The organism is Vibrio sp. CB1-5 (genome assembly GCF_059412285.1).
Genome location: NZ_JBJHPB010000008.1, coordinates 118,172 through 133,342 on the forward strand (window position 1 = coordinate 118,172; position 15,171 = coordinate 133,342).

General features: G+C 41.7%; 13 protein-coding genes and 1 other RNA gene. 10 read left to right on the forward strand and 4 right to left on the reverse strand.

What is annotated here, in order from left to right; genetic code table 11:
- Nucleotides 1-261 precede the first annotated feature (261 nt).
- Entirely contained in the window at nt 262-870 is a 609-nt protein-coding gene (grpE, locus tag ACJB0T_RS08395) for a nucleotide exchange factor GrpE (RefSeq protein WP_479288866.1), read from the reverse strand.
- 155 nt (nt 871-1,025) lie between these two features.
- On the opposite strand from grpE, the gene nadK reads away from it, so the two are divergent.
- The 3 genes from nadK to bamE all read left to right on the forward strand — a co-directional run bounded on the left by nadK (nt 1,026) and on the right by bamE (nt 4,320).
- Entirely contained in the window at nt 1,026-1,910 is an 885-nt protein-coding gene (gene nadK, locus ACJB0T_RS08400; protein ID WP_479288865.1) for an NAD(+) kinase, read from the forward strand.
- Between the two features lie 216 nt (nt 1,911-2,126).
- Nucleotides 2,127-3,791 carry a DNA repair protein RecN gene (recN, locus tag ACJB0T_RS08405; protein WP_479288864.1) on the forward strand — a complete coding sequence of 555 codons (1,665 nt, stop codon included), beginning with the start codon at nt 2,127-2,129 and terminating at the stop codon, nt 3,789-3,791.
- Nucleotides 3,792-3,960: 169 nt separating this feature from the next.
- A complete protein-coding gene (gene bamE / locus ACJB0T_RS08410; protein WP_042500816.1) occupies nt 3,961-4,320 on the forward strand; it encodes an outer membrane protein assembly factor BamE in 360 nt (119 codons plus the stop codon).
- Nucleotides 4,321-4,383: 63 nt separating this feature from the next.
- Here the strand turns inward: bamE and ACJB0T_RS08415 are convergent, their stop codons facing one another.
- Nucleotides 4,384-4,746: an RnfH family protein gene (locus ACJB0T_RS08415; RefSeq protein ID WP_042500814.1), complete on the reverse strand. Its 363-nt coding sequence runs from the start codon at nt 4,744-4,746 to the stop codon at nt 4,384-4,386.
- Complete coding sequence (locus ACJB0T_RS08420) at nt 4,736-5,176, reverse strand: SRPBCC family protein (RefSeq protein WP_042476294.1); 441 nt, start codon at nt 5,174-5,176, stop codon at nt 4,736-4,738. Before ACJB0T_RS08420 ends, ACJB0T_RS08415 begins: the two co-directional genes overlap by 11 nt.
- A gap of 175 nt (nt 5,177-5,351) precedes the next feature.
- Between ACJB0T_RS08420 and smpB the strand changes: the two genes are divergently transcribed.
- The 6 genes from smpB (at nt 5,352) to ACJB0T_RS08450 (ending at nt 13,720) form a co-directional block, all read left to right on the forward strand.
- Complete coding sequence (smpB, locus tag ACJB0T_RS08425; protein WP_112460957.1) at nt 5,352-5,837, forward strand: SsrA-binding protein SmpB; 486 nt, start codon at nt 5,352-5,354, stop codon at nt 5,835-5,837.
- A gap of 68 nt (nt 5,838-5,905) precedes the next feature.
- Nucleotides 5,906-6,272: a transfer-messenger RNA gene (gene ssrA, locus ACJB0T_RS08430) on the forward strand.
- A gap of 96 nt (nt 6,273-6,368) precedes the next feature.
- Nucleotides 6,369-7,670, forward strand: a complete 1,302-nt coding sequence (locus ACJB0T_RS08435) for a site-specific integrase (RefSeq protein WP_479288863.1) — start codon at nt 6,369-6,371, stop codon at nt 7,668-7,670.
- Nucleotides 7,671-7,736: 66 nt separating this feature from the next.
- Nucleotides 7,737-10,424 carry a class I SAM-dependent DNA methyltransferase gene (locus ACJB0T_RS08440; RefSeq protein ID WP_479288862.1) on the forward strand — a complete coding sequence of 896 codons (2,688 nt, stop codon included), beginning with the start codon at nt 7,737-7,739 and terminating at the stop codon, nt 10,422-10,424.
- Complete coding sequence (locus ACJB0T_RS08445; protein ID WP_479288861.1) at nt 10,424-12,463, forward strand: DEAD/DEAH box helicase; 2,040 nt, start codon at nt 10,424-10,426, stop codon at nt 12,461-12,463. The genes ACJB0T_RS08440 and ACJB0T_RS08445 overlap by 1 nt, the downstream gene beginning before the upstream one ends.
- Before the next feature lie 3 nt (nt 12,464-12,466).
- The gene (locus tag ACJB0T_RS08450) at nt 12,467-13,720 is read left to right on the forward strand and encodes a GIY-YIG nuclease family protein (RefSeq protein ID WP_479288860.1); all 1,254 of its coding nucleotides are present in this window, start codon (nt 12,467-12,469) and stop codon (nt 13,718-13,720) included.
- A gap of 54 nt (nt 13,721-13,774) precedes the next feature.
- Here ACJB0T_RS08450 and ACJB0T_RS08455 read toward each other — a convergent pair whose 3' ends face one another.
- Nucleotides 13,775-14,098, reverse strand: coding sequence for a hypothetical protein (locus ACJB0T_RS08455; protein WP_479288859.1), 324 nt, complete (start codon nt 14,096-14,098; stop codon nt 13,775-13,777).
- A gap of 163 nt (nt 14,099-14,261) precedes the next feature.
- Between ACJB0T_RS08455 and ACJB0T_RS08460 the strand changes: the two genes are divergently transcribed.
- Complete coding sequence (locus ACJB0T_RS08460; protein WP_479288858.1) at nt 14,262-15,125, forward strand: hypothetical protein; 864 nt, start codon at nt 14,262-14,264, stop codon at nt 15,123-15,125.
- The last annotated feature ends 46 nt before the right edge of the window (nt 15,126-15,171 follow it).

Consider the following 15,171-nt stretch of genomic DNA (forward strand, 5'->3'; position numbering starts at 1 on the left):
GAATGTTGTGTTTAGTCCCTGCATTTTTATAGTTATTTGCTTTCTTATTGTTAGAAAGCTCAGGGGATATTACAGATCTGAAGTCAAAATAAAAGCATAAATTTTACATTTCCTTATCCATTTATTAAAGTTTATAACTCCAAACATTAAGAAAAAACCAGAATAATAAACCAAAAAAAATGAAGCCAATAAGGCTTCATTTTATAGAACAGGCAATTTCGTTGGGATAAACCTCTAGTGTCAACCCCTAGAAATAATCTGCTACTTTGACACCATTACCATGGCAGGACGGATAACACGGCCATTTAGCTCGTAACCCTTTTGCATAACAAACATGACGGTATTTGGCGCGTGATCTGCACTTTCCTGAATAGACATTGCTTGGTGCTGCTCAGGGTTGAATGCTTCACCTTCGGGATTGATCTCTTTTAGGCCAAACTTAGCAACCACATCAACAAACGTCTTGTGCGTCATTTCAACACCTTCAACGATCGGTTTTACCGCTTCGTTTTCAGCATCTGCGGCTGCGATTGCACGCTCTAAGTTATCAATCACGGGTAGCAGTTCTTCAGCGAACTTGTTCAGCGCGTACTTACGAGCTTTGTCAATTTCTTGCTCTGTGCGACGACGCATGTTTTCAACATCTGCTTTCGCGCGTAGAACAGAATCTTGCTGCTCTTTCACTTTCGCTTCGCTAGACAGTAGCGCCGCTTCTAGTTGAGCAATCTTAGCTTCTTGAATGTCTTGCTCGGATTCTTCGTTCCATTCCACGTCAGCGTCAGAACCTACCACCTCTGCATCTTCCTGTTTTGCTTCCGCTTCTTGGGTGTTTAGCTCTTCTTGGTTTACCTTATTTTCTTCGTTGCTCATGGTCTCTCCGGAATACTCGCTTCAAGGCAATGCATAATACGACTCACCCACAATTCTTAGGAACTAAATCGCACCAAACACTGCATATATACATACTTTGGGTATATTATGGGGATGAAGATTTGTGATTCAAGCACTAATAGTTTGGAAGTGATATGAAAAAACCCTTTGAGGTGATCGCCATCATAGGTAAACCTCGAGCTCAGCAAGCCATTCAAACCCATAAAGAGCTGTTTTTGTGGCTCACCTCGAAAGGCTACAAGGTTCTTGTCGATGATCGTCTTATCGATATTCTTGTCGACATCCCAAGGCAGCACTTCTATAGCTTAGTTCGTATCGGGCGAGAAGCCGACTTGGCTATTGTGGTTGGCGGCGACGGAAATATGCTTGGTGCGGCTCGTGTATTGTCTCGATTCGATGTGGCCGTGATTGGTGTCAATCGCGGCAACCTTGGCTTTCTTACAGATCTAAATCCTGAAGGCTTTGAAACCGCGCTCGAATCTGTTCTCAAGGGTGAATACCTTGAGGAGAAACGTTTTCTCTTAGAAGCAGAAATTCATCGGCACGGGCAAATAAAAAGTCATAACGCAGCACTCAATGAAGCGGTTCTTCACCCCGGACAAGTGGCGCACATGATCGAGTTTGAAGTCTATATTGATGACTCATTCGCATTCAGTTTGCGCTCTGACGGGCTTATCTTGTCAACGCCAACAGGCTCCACGGCATACTCGCTCTCCGGCGGCGGCCCTATTTTATCATCACAACTCAATGCAATCTCATTGGTGCCGATGTTCCCACATACCTTGTCGAGCCGCCCATTAGTGGTCGATGGCAACTGCCGTATTAAGCTAGTGGTGTCTCCTGATAACCGTGGTACACAAGAAGTCAGCTGCGATGGACAAATCTCACTACCTGTATCGCCTGGTGACGAAATCCACATCTATCAAAGCCCGAACGCGCTAAAACTGATCCATCCAAAAGACTATAGCTACTATCACGTGCTGCGAAATAAGCTCGGATGGTCGAGTAAACTGTTTTAAGCAAATCAGATAGATAACCTTCATTCCAATCGATAGCCTCAATGTTGCCATTGAGGCTTATTTGTATCTGCCGGTTAAACTCCAGCCTTATCGAACAAATAATCAGCAACAGTGCGTCCTGTCACATAAAAATTTACCTGTGCAACTTTACTGTATAAAGAAACAGTATATACTGAACTTACATACAGTAGTGTTCATTTAAACAGGTAACTAAAAATGCTGTCTCATCTAAGTGTTAATAATTTTGCTATCGTAAAATCGCTGCAGTTAGAACTATGTACAGGTATGACAACCATCACTGGCGAAACTGGCGCAGGTAAATCCATTGCTATCGATGCGCTTGGGCTGTGTTTAGGTGGCCGTGCCGACGCTGGCGCCGTACGTGCTGGTGAAGACAAAACCGAAGTCACTGCCGCATTTGCGATTGAGAACAATCAACAAGCGACACGCTGGCTCGAAGATAATGACCTGTTTGATGGCACTGAATGTATCTTGCGCCGCACCATTACCAAAGAAGGCCGTTCGCGCGCTTTCATTAATGGCAGTCCGGTTCCACTGTCGCAGCTTAAATCACTTGGTCAATTACTGATAAACATCCATGGTCAGCATGCGCATCACCAATTAATGAAGAGCGATTATCAGCTTAGCTTGCTTGACCAATACGCGGGCCACACCGCACTGCTTAAACAGGTTCGTTCAAAATACCAGACCTGGCGTAGTGCCGATATTGCACTCACCAAACTGAAAGAGAACAGTGCTAACAACCTGGCTCAGTTGCAGTTGCTCGAATATCAGATAAAAGAGCTCAATGAGCTAGCGATTGGCGAAGACGAATTCCCCGATCTTGAACAAGAGCACAAGCGTTTATCCAACAGTGGTGAATTGGCTGTGACATGCCAACAAGCCATCGACATCATTTATGAGGGTGATGAAGTCAACGCACTGGCTATGCTACAAACTGCCAGCAGTAAACTTCTACAGCTTGCAGAGCTCGACGTGAGCCTAACACCACTTCCTAACATGATTGAAGAAGCCATCATCCAAATTGAAGAAGCCAATACCGAGCTTCGCAATTATCTCGACAAGATTGATGTTGATCCTGAGCGTATGGCTTATGTGGAAGAGCGTTTTTCTAAAATTATGTCACTGGCACGCAAGCACCATGTGATACCGGAAGAGCTATACCAGCATCATCAAGACTTGCTCGCGCAAATCGAAGCACTCGATTGCTCAGACGAAAAAATGGCAGAAATGGAGCAAGAGGTGGCGAGTCACTTTGACGCCTACGTAAGAGCCAGTGAAAAGCTAAATAAATCCCGTGGACGCTACGCAAAAGAACTCAATAAGCTGATTTCCCAAAGCATGCATGAGCTGAGTATGGAGAAAGCCAAATTCGCCATTGATGTCGCATTCCAATCTGACCACCCTTCCCCAACTGGCATGGATAGCGTGGTGTTCTTGGTCTCGACCAACCCAGGTCAGCCTATGCAGCCGATCGCCAAAGTCGCCTCAGGTGGTGAACTATCGCGGATTTCCTTGGCTATCCAAGTGATCACTGCGCAAAAAGTCGATACGCCAAGCCTTATCTTCGATGAAGTCGATGTGGGTATCAGCGGACCTACTGCCGCAGTAGTGGGTAAAATGCTGCGTAAGCTGGGTGAATCGACGCAAGTACTGTGTGTGACTCACTTGCCACAGGTTGCCGGTCATGGCCATCAGCAATTGTTTGTTACCAAAACGACTAAAGCCAACAAAACTGAGACCAGCATGCTGACCCTGAACGAGAAAGAGCGAATCAGTGAGCTTGCGCGCCTACTTGGTGGTAGCCAAATCACCGATTCAACACTCGCAAACGCTAAAGAGCTACTCATCGCCGCGTGATTGCACTGCGAGGAGATAGTTCCCTAACAAACCAAGATTAACCGAGGATTGTTGCTTAACTCATAAAACCGAGCTTGAGCAACAATCTTACGCAGACAAGTTTTTACTTCTGGCTCATCCTTGTTTATTATCTTTGCAGTTTCACAAATCGACGTTGTAAATTAAAGCTATGCAATTTAAGAAGTGGTTACTTGCATTACCACTAGCACTCAGTGTGCTGACAGGATGTTCAGTAATAGAAAAAATCGTATATCGCATTGATATCAACCAAGGCAACTTCGTTGAGCAAAGTGCGGTAGACCAGCTGCGTTATGGCATGACCAAAGAACAAGTCCGCTTCGTTCTTGGCTCACCAATGCTCATTGAAAACGGCTACCCGAATACTTGGTACTACATCTACCACGCAACCAAGGGACACGACGACTCTGTTCAGCAGAATCTAGTCGTCAACTTTGACGGTAACGGCGTGTTGGCGTCTATCGCTGGCGACTACGAAGCAAGCGATAACTTCTTCGACGCACTGAACTAGCTCGTTAAAATACAAAAAGCTCGCCTAGGCGAGCTTTTTTCGTTTCTGCAGTAAGCGAAGGTATCAGCTTGCTTCCGCACTTTTTCTAAGTGGCGATGGCTTACCGCCAGTCACCGGATCGGCTTTGCCAGCGTTTTTGGCTTGCTCTGCGCGCTTACGCCTAATTTCTTTTGGATCGGCGAGTAGCGGGCGATAAATCTCAATACGGTCTTTATCTCTTACCGTGGCATCTAACTTCACGTTACGACTAAACACGCCAACCTTATTGGTCGACAAATCGATCTCTGGATACACCGAAAGAACGCCCGACTTTTGGATAATCTCTTCCACCGTCGATTCGTGGTTAACCACCAACTGAAAAACGCGCTGTTCATTCGGCAGGGCATAAACCACTTCTACGTGGATAAGCTGAGCTTCAGCACTCATAGGTGTAGACCTCTTTGGCACGCTTAGTAAACGCGTTCACCATGTTACTCGTGACGTCGTGAAAGATCTTTCCAAACGCCAGTTCAATCATTTTGCTTGAGAATTCGAACTCTAGTTTTAGCTCAACTTTGCACGCCTGATCATCAAGTGGAATGAAAGACCAAACACCTTTCAGCATTTTGAATGGCCCGTCCACCAGCTCCATCAAAATCTCGCTTCCATGCACCAAAGTATTCGCAGTGGTAAATGTTTTACTGATCCCTGCCTTAGAAACGTCAACCGATGCGACCATCGCTGAGTTCGTTGCCTCTAATACACGGGAGCCTGAACAGCCCGGCAAAAAATCAGGATAACTGGCGACATCATTAACCAAGTTAAACATTTGATCAGCGCTAAACATCACGAGCGCCGAGCGAGTCACTTGTTGCATAAAAACTCCCCAAACTAAAAGGTTGCCTCCGATTCTACTGTTAAGCAGCTGTTAGCTCAAGTCACACGCTCATAGCCTTTAATAATCGGGAGGTAACGCGCGCTCACATAAAACAAAAGCTTGGCAAATAAAACCCTTCCCTAAACGCAAAAACTCGCCGTATAATGACGCCATTATGGTAAAGAAGAATTCAAAGAATAAAGCGGGTAGCAATACCATCGCTCAGAACAAGAAGGCTCGCCACGAATTTCACATTCAAGACGAGATCGAAGCTGGTATCGAACTGCAGGGCTGGGAAGTAAAATCCCTACGCTCAGGCAAAGCGAATATCGCTGAGAGCTACGTTTTCCTACGTGATGGCCAGGCTTACATCAGCGGTATGTCAATCATTCCGCTTAACCAAGCATCAACTCACATTGTTGCCGAACCAACGCGCGTACGCAAACTGCTCTTGCACCGCCGCGAACTCGACAAGCTGATTGGTCTCGTTAACCGTGACGGTATGACGCTTGTTGCGACAACTATGTATTGGTCACGTTCTTGGGCTAAGATCAAAGTAGGCGTCGCGAAAGGTAAAAAGCTTCACGACAAACGTGCTGATTTGAAAGAAAAAGATTGGGCACGTGACAAAGCGCGAATCATGAAGAGTAATTTGCGCTAAAACTGACCAGTTAAACTTCGCAGTGCTAGACAGGCCAAGCTTTTCTGGTAACATGCGAAGAACACTTTGGGGCTGATTTAGGATTCGACAGGAATTTTGCAGTCTGAGGTGCATGCCGTGGGGCGGTTGGCCACGTAAAAAGCCGCAAAAAAATAGTCGCAAACGACGAAAACTACGCACTAGCAGCTTAATAACCTGCTCAGAGCTCTCTCGCCCTAGCTTCCGCACGTAAGACGGGGACCAACGAGAGATCAAACCCAAACGCGCTAGCCCGGATTTTCCCACCTGAGAGATGAACGGCGAATTATAATTCAGGTTAGCCATTAACTAGCGTGTCGGTTCGCAGGTTGGTGGTGAATTTAAAGATCGACTAAGCATGTAGTACCAATGATGAATGGTTTTTGGACGCGGGTTCAACTCCCGCCAGCTCCACCAAACGTTTGGAAAGGGAGGTAAATCAACGATTTACCTCCCTTTTTGTATCTAAAATTGCAAAATCTTGGCTGTTTGTACTAAAACTTGGTACTAAACATGCGCTATCTAAAAATCACACCAAATGGAAACTGGCACTTCAGATATCAGATTCCTCCGAAGTCTCGCCACCTGTTTTCTGACCTTTCTGAGGTTAAAAAGTCGTTTGGAAGCTGCGACCGACAGCAAGCTATCATTGAATCTTTAAAACTAGAGCTTCAAATACGTATAGCAATCAATACAAACCAGCCGTTCTCAGTACCTGCTAACTCATCTGTAGCACCTGCTAAACCTGCATTACCTGCAAAATCAAAAGAAACTAGGCTCTCCCCTTCCACAAATACACTTGCTTGCTTAAAGAAGTACCGAGATTCTAAAAAAGACTTGGTGAGCGAAAAAAGTCTAAATATGGCCTATGCCAAGTGCAGCATTGTTCTGTCCTTACTAGATATTGAAGACATCAGAGACATTCGCCGTCTACAAGCCGAAGAAGCTCGTAAGCTGTTAACTCAGTACCCTGTTAATGCAAAAAAGCATAAACAACTAGCTGGGTTAAACGGATTAAAAGTAATAGATGCTAATAAAAAGCACCAACTGCCAACACTAAGTCCTGAAAGTGTTAAAGACTACATCCAAAAATGCTCATCATTCTTTGAGTGGTGTCTACAAATGGAATTGACTGACATCAATCCGTTTAAAGGGATGAGGTTTAAAAAGACCCGCAAAGACAGCGAAGCTAAAAACGCTTACAGCCAAACGGATCTTCAAAAGCTCTTTTCCACAGAAATTCACACTCAGAACAGATACAAGCATCCTCACTACTACTGGTTGCCTCTACTCGGCTTATTCACTGGCGCACGACTCAATGAACTATGCCAACTCTACAGACAAGACATCTTCAAAAAAGAGGGAGTTTGGGTCATTAGAATCGATGACAAGTTTGAAGGACAACGGCTAAAAAACAACAGCAGCCGCAGGTTAGTTCCAATTCACAATAAGTTGTTAGAGCTTGGCTTTATTGAGTATATCAGCAGCGTTCAACATGAGCGTATATTCCCTGCTCTCAAACAAGAGCGTGACGGTTACGGAACCGCAGCATCCAAATGGTTTGGGCGCTTAAAGAGTAAACTGGGGTTTGGGCGTGGTCACGATTTCCATTCATTCCGACATACTGTAGCCACACAGCTTAAAAGTGCAGATGTATCGGTGGTAATAGCAGGTGAGTTACTTGGTCATATGCAAAACAATATTACCTATGACCGTTATGGAAAATCATTCGATATTAACACTCTAAAGCGAGCAGTCGACACTCTTACCATTGATTACTCACCATTCAAAGAGAGCAGTGATTATAAGACGTAAGTATCGTTCAAATACCGCTTCGTGTAGTAAGATATCGAGTAATTCAATACCTCTATGTGAAGAAAAATGAAAATAACATACACAGAAGTACACGATAACCTACGTCAGTTATCGACAAGCATCACGCCTGAATCATACGTATATGATTTCCTTAACTGTTTTGGCACAGCAAAAGCATCGATCACCCGCTTAAAGAAGAAGTTTGCTGATAGCGATGAAGTTATCTCTAACGGACAAATTCACTTTAAGAAAGCCAGCAGTAACCTAGAGCAAGAGCTTGATGCACTGTCACAACAAAAGTCACTCAAGAAGAACAAGATCCGCTTTGTTTTTGTTACTGATTTTAAAACCGTATTTGCTCGTGATGTAAAAGCTGACGACACGATTCAACTCAAAATTGAAGAATTACACGATGAGTTCGAGTTCTTCTTACCCCTAGCAGGAATGGAGCGTGCTAGCCTAGCTACAGAATCAGTGGCTGACGCTAAAGCAGCCGAGAAAATGGCAAAGCTTTTTGACTTACTAAAAGTCGAAAATGCTATCGAAACCGAAGAACAGATCCACGCAATGAACGTGTTTCTGTCTCGTGTGTTGTTCTGCTTCTTTGCGGAAGATACTGGGATATTCGCCAAAGATCAGTTTACTAAAACACTCGGCTCGCTTTCACACGATGATGGTTCTAATGTTCATACAGTGATGGAAGAGCTGTTTACCATTCTTGACACTACTAATCGTGAAAACTGCTCAAATAATTTCAAATCTTTCCCTTATGTAAATGGTGGATTGTTTGCTGAGAAGATTTCGATTCCTCACTTTAATACTCGATCTCGTAGGGCACTTATCGAGTGTGGCTCGTTAGACTGGTCTGCTATCAACCCTGATATTTTCGGTTCAATGATACAAGCCGTTATGGACGTAAAAAAACGTTCAGAGATGGGAATGCACTACACGTCTGTTCAAAATATTATGAAGGTATTAAGCCCTCTGTTTTTGGACAAGCTAACCGAGGAATATCTAAAAATCCTAGATACTGACGTTAAAGATGAAACCAAGGTCAAAAACCTAAAAGCCCTTTGTGCAAGACTATCAAAGATAAAAATCGGAGATATGGCTTGTGGTTCAGGTAACTTCCTGATCATTGCGTATAAGGAGCTACGTCAGCTAGAGATGAAGATCCTTAAAGCGATTCGCCACCTCGAAGGTGCTGACGATCAAATGAACCTTATGTTCGGTGCTCCACAGTGTGGAATTTCCCTCGGTCAGTTCTATGGCATTGAGTATGATGATTTTGCTTGTAGTATTGCAATACTCTCTCTTTGGCTTGTTGAACACCAAATGAATCAACAGTTCAATGAAGAGTTTGGGGCTAGTGAAGCTACACTACCTCTAAAATCGTTCAATAACATTATTCACGGAAATGCTCTACGTATCGACTGGAACGAAGTGATGCCAAACGAGGGGGAAGTTTATATCGTTGGCAACCCGCCCTTTTTAGGATCTTCAATGCAAGAAGACTGGCAAAAGAAAGATATGGAAGAAATGCTTTCTAAAATACCTTCTTTTAGAAAGCTAGATTATGTTGCTTGTTGGTTTTATAAGGGTGCTGATTATATCAAAGGCTCTCAAGCAGAGTGCGCTTTTGTTGCAACCAACTCGATATCCCAAGGCGAACAAGTACCGATTTTATGGAAAGATATTCTTGGAAATTCAATAGACATCATTTTCGCTCATAAATCGTTTCTGTGGTCTAATAATGCAAAAAGCAAAGCCGCTGTATTCTGCGTTGTAATTGGCTTATCAAGTCATGGTGCTAGAAATGAGAAGTACATCTTTGAAAATGGGATAAGAGTTACTACAAGTTCAATCAACCCCTATTTAGCTCCTACTGAAATTATTTTTGTTGAGCCTAGTTCTACTCCAATTTTTACCCCGTTAAAAATGGTGAAAGGGTGTCAACCTACTGATGGTGGCAACCTCATTCTATCTACTGAAGAGAAGGATGAGTTGGTCAGAGAATACCCTCAAGCATCAACCTATATCAAGAAGTACATTGGTTCGGATGAATTGATAAACGGAAAGGTAAGGTGGTGCATATGGATTGAAGATGAACAGTTAGAAGAAGCGTCTAAGATAGCTCCTATTGCACATCGAATAGATGAAACAAGAGCAATGAGGTTAGCAAGTAAAAAGGCTCAGACTAGAAAAGCCGCATCTTCAGCCCACCACTTTGATGAGGATCGATATCAATATAAATCAGGTTTATTCATACCAAGGGTTTCATCAGAAAACAGAAACTATATTCCTATGGATTTCCAAGATGCCAATACAGTTGGTAGCGATGCTAACTTTGTTCTTTATGGATGCTCAAAACCTATCTTTGCATTTCTAACATCAATCCATCATAACCTATGGGTTAAGTCGGTAGGTGGAAGATTAAAACAAGATCCCCGTTACTCTAACACGCTGTGTTTTAATACATTCCCAATACCTACTCTAAATGCTGATGAAGAGAACCAACTCTGCCAAGCTGCTAATCGTATCATCAGAGAGCGAATAATAGATGGAGGCACATTAGCACAACTATATGACGTTAAAAAAATGCCAACTGACCTACGTAATGCTCACGATGACTTAGATGCCTTTGTGGATTCACTATACCAAAAAGCCACAAATCGCTCGAAGCCTATCACTACTGACGCTGAACGTCTTGAAGTGCTATTCAAAATGTATGCTGAAATGAAGGAGCAACAGTAATGACTACAAACTTTGTTGAAGTTACATATCAAACAAGCTCCGATAGCGTAAATACCAATACTATGGGTATGAGGGAGATGCAGGCACGAGCTTATGAAGCTCGTCAGTCTCAATACCTATTGCTGAAGTCACCGCCAGCATCTGGTAAGTCTCGTGCATTGATGTTCATTGCTCTTGATAAAATGCACAACCAAAACATCAAGAAAACGATCATTGCCGTACCTGAAAAGTCCATTGGTGGATCGTTCTCAGATACTGACTTATCAACTTACGGCTTTTTCGCTGACTGGACAGTCAAAAAAGAAAACAATCTATGTATAGACGCTAGCGATACATCAGGCACTTTCAAAAAGTTTATGCAGTCAGGTGATGATGTTCTCGTTTGTACTCATTCAACATTGCGCAATTCGTTCAAATCTCTTGAGCCTTCAGATTTCAATGATTGTTTAATCGCAATTGATGAGTTTCATCACCTGTCGGCAAATGACGACAACATTCTAGGCGGTGTTCTACAAGCTCTAATGAACTCCTCTAACGCACATATTGTTGCAATGACAGGTTCTTACTTCCGAGGCGATGCAGAGCCTGTTTTGCTTCCAGAGTATGAGAATCGATTTGATAAGGTGACTTACAACTACTACGAACAGTTAAACGGTTATAAGCACCTAAAATCATTGGGCATTGGCTACCATTTCTATCAAGGATCTTATCTATCTGAGATCGAGCAAGTTCTTGATACTGATAAAAAAACCATTCTTCATATTCCTAACGTTAACTCAATGGAATCAACAGGCAATAAGTACCAAGAAGTCGACCATATCATTGACTCAATTGGTGAAATTATTGACGACCGAAACATTGATCCAAAAGCTTATGACGCAGGGGTAATTTTCGTTGAGCGAAAAACTGATGGGAAAATTATTCGTGTAGCTGACTTGGTTAATGACAACCCTAAAGAGCGTGAAAAAATCCAAGGTTTTCTCCGTGATATATCCAGTGTTGATGATATGGATCTCATCATTGCACTTGGCACAGCGAAAGAAGGCTTCGACTGGGCGTATTGTGAACACTCGTTAACCATCGGATACAGAGGTTCACTGACTGAAATTATTCAGATTATCGGGCGATGTACCCGTGACTCAGAAAACAAGACTCACGCTCAGTTTACCAACCTCATTGTAAACCCTGATGTTAGTGACACTCTGATCAAAGATTCCGTAAACAATATGCTAAAGGCTATTACTTGCTCTTTGCTAATGGAGCAAATCTTGGAGCCAAGGCTTAATTTCCGCTCTCCGCAGTCTAAAGAGAACTCTGACGATAGCATTAACAGAGACAAGTTCGACAACGACTATCAGAAAGAGCAAGAAGCACTCAAGAAATTAAATGAGCAGAAAAAATCAGGGACAGTTGAAATTAAAGGATTTGCGGAACCTTCTACTGAAAAAGTTAAGCAGATCATTCAAGAAGATATGACTGAACTACAAGCTGCTGTATTGCAAGATAATGTTATGCAGAAAGCAATGGCAGGCAGTATTGATGCTGAAGTAGCAAACCGAGTCCACCTACCTCGAATAATTGAAGAGAAGTTCAAAGGTATGGGATTATCTGACCAAGAGGTCGAAGAGATCCGTCAGCATTTCGTTGCAGAGGCACTGATAAAGCCCTCTCGTATTAAAGAGAAACAAAATGGTGACGGTACAACTTCTCGATTTATCGAAATGGCGAATAAGCAATTCGACTTAGATAATTTAAGTGTTGACCTCATTGATTCTTGTAACATCTACGAGAACGCTTTTGATGTGTTGTCAAAATCTGTTGATGCTCCTGTTCTTAAAGCAATCAAGAACGAAATTGACTCACAGAAAATCACCATTACTAAAGAAGAAGTTCTCATCCTCTTCAAAGAACACAAAATTGAAGAGTTTATGGCTACCCATCAACGTAAACCTTCCTTAGAGTCAAATGATCCTCTGGAAAGAAGGCTTGCAGAAGCAATTGTTTTTGTTGAACAAATGCGTCAGCAACATGGGAGATAAGAGATGGATGATTTGTCATTTCTCGATGCTGTGTTAAATGCAGACAAGTATGGCTGGATATCTAAGCCTAAAGAGAAAACAAAAGCGGTTAAATCTACCGAATTGGATAGTTTTCTAGAAATCATTGAGTTTTATCGTGAACACCAAAGAGAACCGAATGAATCAGGGGATATGATCGAGTTTAAACTAAGCATAAAACTCGAAAAAATCAGAGGCGATATCGGTAGCCACGAATCCTTGAAAGAATATGATGAGTTCAACTTGTTAGGTGAAAGTGGTAGCTCTGAAGAGGTGTTAGTTCAGGAAGTAGAAGAGTTTGATACGCTCGAAGATATATTGAACTCAAAACTACTAGAACAACTATCCCCATCGAGTTCTGTTTCAACAAGCATTTTTGATATTAAAAATGTAACTGATCCTGAGCGTATTCGGGAACGCAAAAAGGCGGAACAAGTTGGGCAAACAATGCCTTGTCCAAACTTTGATGTTTTCGACCCGCTTTTCAAGGATGTTCACAAAGGGTTAACGTCTGAGACGAAAGGCTTAGGTACTATCGCAGAATCAGAATTATCCGTATTTGAGTTCCAAGAAGGTAATTTCTATCTGCTCAAAGGAATGTTGTTATTCATTGATCATATGAGTGAAGTATTTCGTGGCACTGATCGAGACGATAGACGACTACTCATTATTTTTGAAAATGGCACTCAATCTACAATGCTGCTCAGATCCTTAACCAAAAGGATACGAGAAGATGAAGGCGCTAAACGAATATTAAATACTGATGGTTCGGTGTTTAACGCAAAACGTGTGAAATCTGCGGAAGAGTCAGATCCTCGAATGCAGATATACTCTCAGTCGAAATCTACTGGTTACATATACATTGCAAAAACTAACAAGCCCGATTTAAGAGATAAGTACAAACATTTGTACAAAATAGGTTTAACTAAACGAGATGTTAGCGCCAGATTCAAAGAAGCAGCAAAAGATCCAGCTTTTTTGATGTATAGCGCAGAACAGGTCAAAGTTATCCCTCTGAAGGGACTGAATCTCAACTCAGTGGAAAGTGCATTGCACGCTCTATTTGGGCGAGTCCGTTTAGATATTGATGTTGTAGGAGACGATGGTAAATCATACAAAGCGAAAGAGTGGTTCAATGTGCCAATTCAAGCTATTGATGATGCTGTGACGCTCATACAAGACCTAACAATACATTTATACCGCTATGATCGAGATACTCAAAAACTCGTCAAGCGTTAGATGCTATTCACGCAGAGCTTAAATAGTCGGCTCTGCGTGTATTAGTCTCACCCTTTAGTTTAATTTATATAGTTCATCTAAAGGAACAGATTCAATTAGCTTTTTCGATAGTATCTTGAAAATGTTAGACAGCCTCTCTTCAAGTTCTGCGGCAGACGTAACTTCTTCCGATTGAGACTCACTAATATGATACAAATCTATTGAGCTATTATTTATTTTGAAGAACTTATTCAAGTAATTATACCTACCTTCTTTTTCTTCTATTTCCGAAACTGTGATTAGTCCAGATTTAATACATCCTTCAAAAAATTTTCTTTCAAAAAGCTCTTCTAAATCATGTTTTTTTTGCAGTTCAAATGCTTGTTCGATAACAGTCATAGTTTATTTTAATACTAGTGAAATATTTACCATATTAAAAGGGGATTGGGGAAGCCCCAACAAGATGGACAAAAAACAAGCGCAGCGATTTGTCCTATCTTGAAACCCTACCTACCCATCACATATTTGAATGATGGCATTAATCTTATTATCATCTTAATAAATGATGAATAATTGGACGGTAATAACACAGCCAGTAAAATGGCAAAGCAAGGGGCTTTTTTTACGAGAAAGATACCTAACATCAACAACCCATGCCAATCATAAAAATACTGAAAAAATTATTAGTATTTGTGGGAATCAATTAACAACAAAAAGAATTGCTTTGATGGGCGAGCAATTTAACCTTCGACGAACAGTTAATAGATCCAGAGGTCGTAGGTTAGAATCTTACGCAATGGAATTTTGTCTGACGCTACCAAAGGGATATCGTCCTGATCCTAAATCATGGCGCAACGTAATAAACGATATATGCGCTAATACTCAGAAATATTGCAAGCTCACATCGGAAGAGTTTAAACGATTTAAGTCATGTGTTAGAGCGGTACTGCACCAGCAAGATCAGAGCATCAAAGTCGGAGCTGGTGATCATATTCATTTGATACTTCCAAAGGTAGTTTTTGATGGTGATGATTTTAAGATACTTAAAGAATTACAACGTAAACAGTTTACGAAGATAATAAAAAACATTTATACATCGTCAGTTCTTAAAAACTTTGGCTATAGAATCGAAGATTATTCACCAAAACATAAAAATACTGGTAAAAAGTTAGAAATCTGGAAAGCAAACAAACAAGAACTTGATAGTAATATCACAAAGAACAAAATCCTTCTCCGTATGATTAAGCAGATGGAGAAGTGGTTTTTGGCATTTGAAGAAAAAAATAAAAAACAAATGAACAGACAGTTGAATAGAATTAGAAAATCATACCTACACTGCATAGCTGAAGATATTTTCATTCCTGACTCAACAAGGAATACCATTGTGAAAATAGAGTCATTATCGAATAAAAATATAATCAATTAAATACAGAAACCTCAGAACTGTTATGACAACTCTGAGGTTTCAATAT

What these genes read in the sequence shown, in the direction of transcription:
- ACJB0T_RS08455 (WP_479288859.1), bottom strand. Translation starts at nt 14,098, where the DNA reads ATGACTGTTATCGAACAAGCATTTGAACTGCAAAAAAAACATGATTTA.
- recN (WP_479288864.1), top strand. Translation starts at nt 2,127, where the DNA reads ATGCTGTCTCATCTAAGTGTTAATAATTTTGCTATCGTAAAATCGCTG.
- grpE (WP_479288866.1), bottom strand. Translation starts at nt 870, where the DNA reads ATGAGCAACGAAGAAAATAAGGTAAACCAAGAAGAGCTAAACACCCAA.
- ACJB0T_RS08450 (WP_479288860.1), top strand. Translation starts at nt 12,467, where the DNA reads ATGGATGATTTGTCATTTCTCGATGCTGTGTTAAATGCAGACAAGTAT.
- bamE (WP_042500816.1), top strand. Translation starts at nt 3,961, where the DNA reads ATGCAATTTAAGAAGTGGTTACTTGCATTACCACTAGCACTCAGTGTG.
- ACJB0T_RS08440 (WP_479288862.1), top strand. Translation starts at nt 7,737, where the DNA reads ATGAAAATAACATACACAGAAGTACACGATAACCTACGTCAGTTATCG.
- ACJB0T_RS08460 (WP_479288858.1), top strand. Translation starts at nt 14,262, where the DNA reads ATGATGAATAATTGGACGGTAATAACACAGCCAGTAAAATGGCAAAGC.
- ACJB0T_RS08415 (WP_042500814.1), bottom strand. Translation starts at nt 4,746, where the DNA reads ATGAGTGCTGAAGCTCAGCTTATCCACGTAGAAGTGGTTTATGCCCTG.
- ACJB0T_RS08445 (WP_479288861.1), top strand. Translation starts at nt 10,424, where the DNA reads ATGACTACAAACTTTGTTGAAGTTACATATCAAACAAGCTCCGATAGC.
- nadK (WP_479288865.1), top strand. Translation starts at nt 1,026, where the DNA reads ATGAAAAAACCCTTTGAGGTGATCGCCATCATAGGTAAACCTCGAGCT.
- smpB (WP_112460957.1), top strand. Translation starts at nt 5,352, where the DNA reads ATGGTAAAGAAGAATTCAAAGAATAAAGCGGGTAGCAATACCATCGCT.
- ACJB0T_RS08420 (WP_042476294.1), bottom strand. Translation starts at nt 5,176, where the DNA reads ATGCAACAAGTGACTCGCTCGGCGCTCGTGATGTTTAGCGCTGATCAA.
- ACJB0T_RS08435 (WP_479288863.1), top strand. Translation starts at nt 6,369, where the DNA reads ATGCGCTATCTAAAAATCACACCAAATGGAAACTGGCACTTCAGATAT.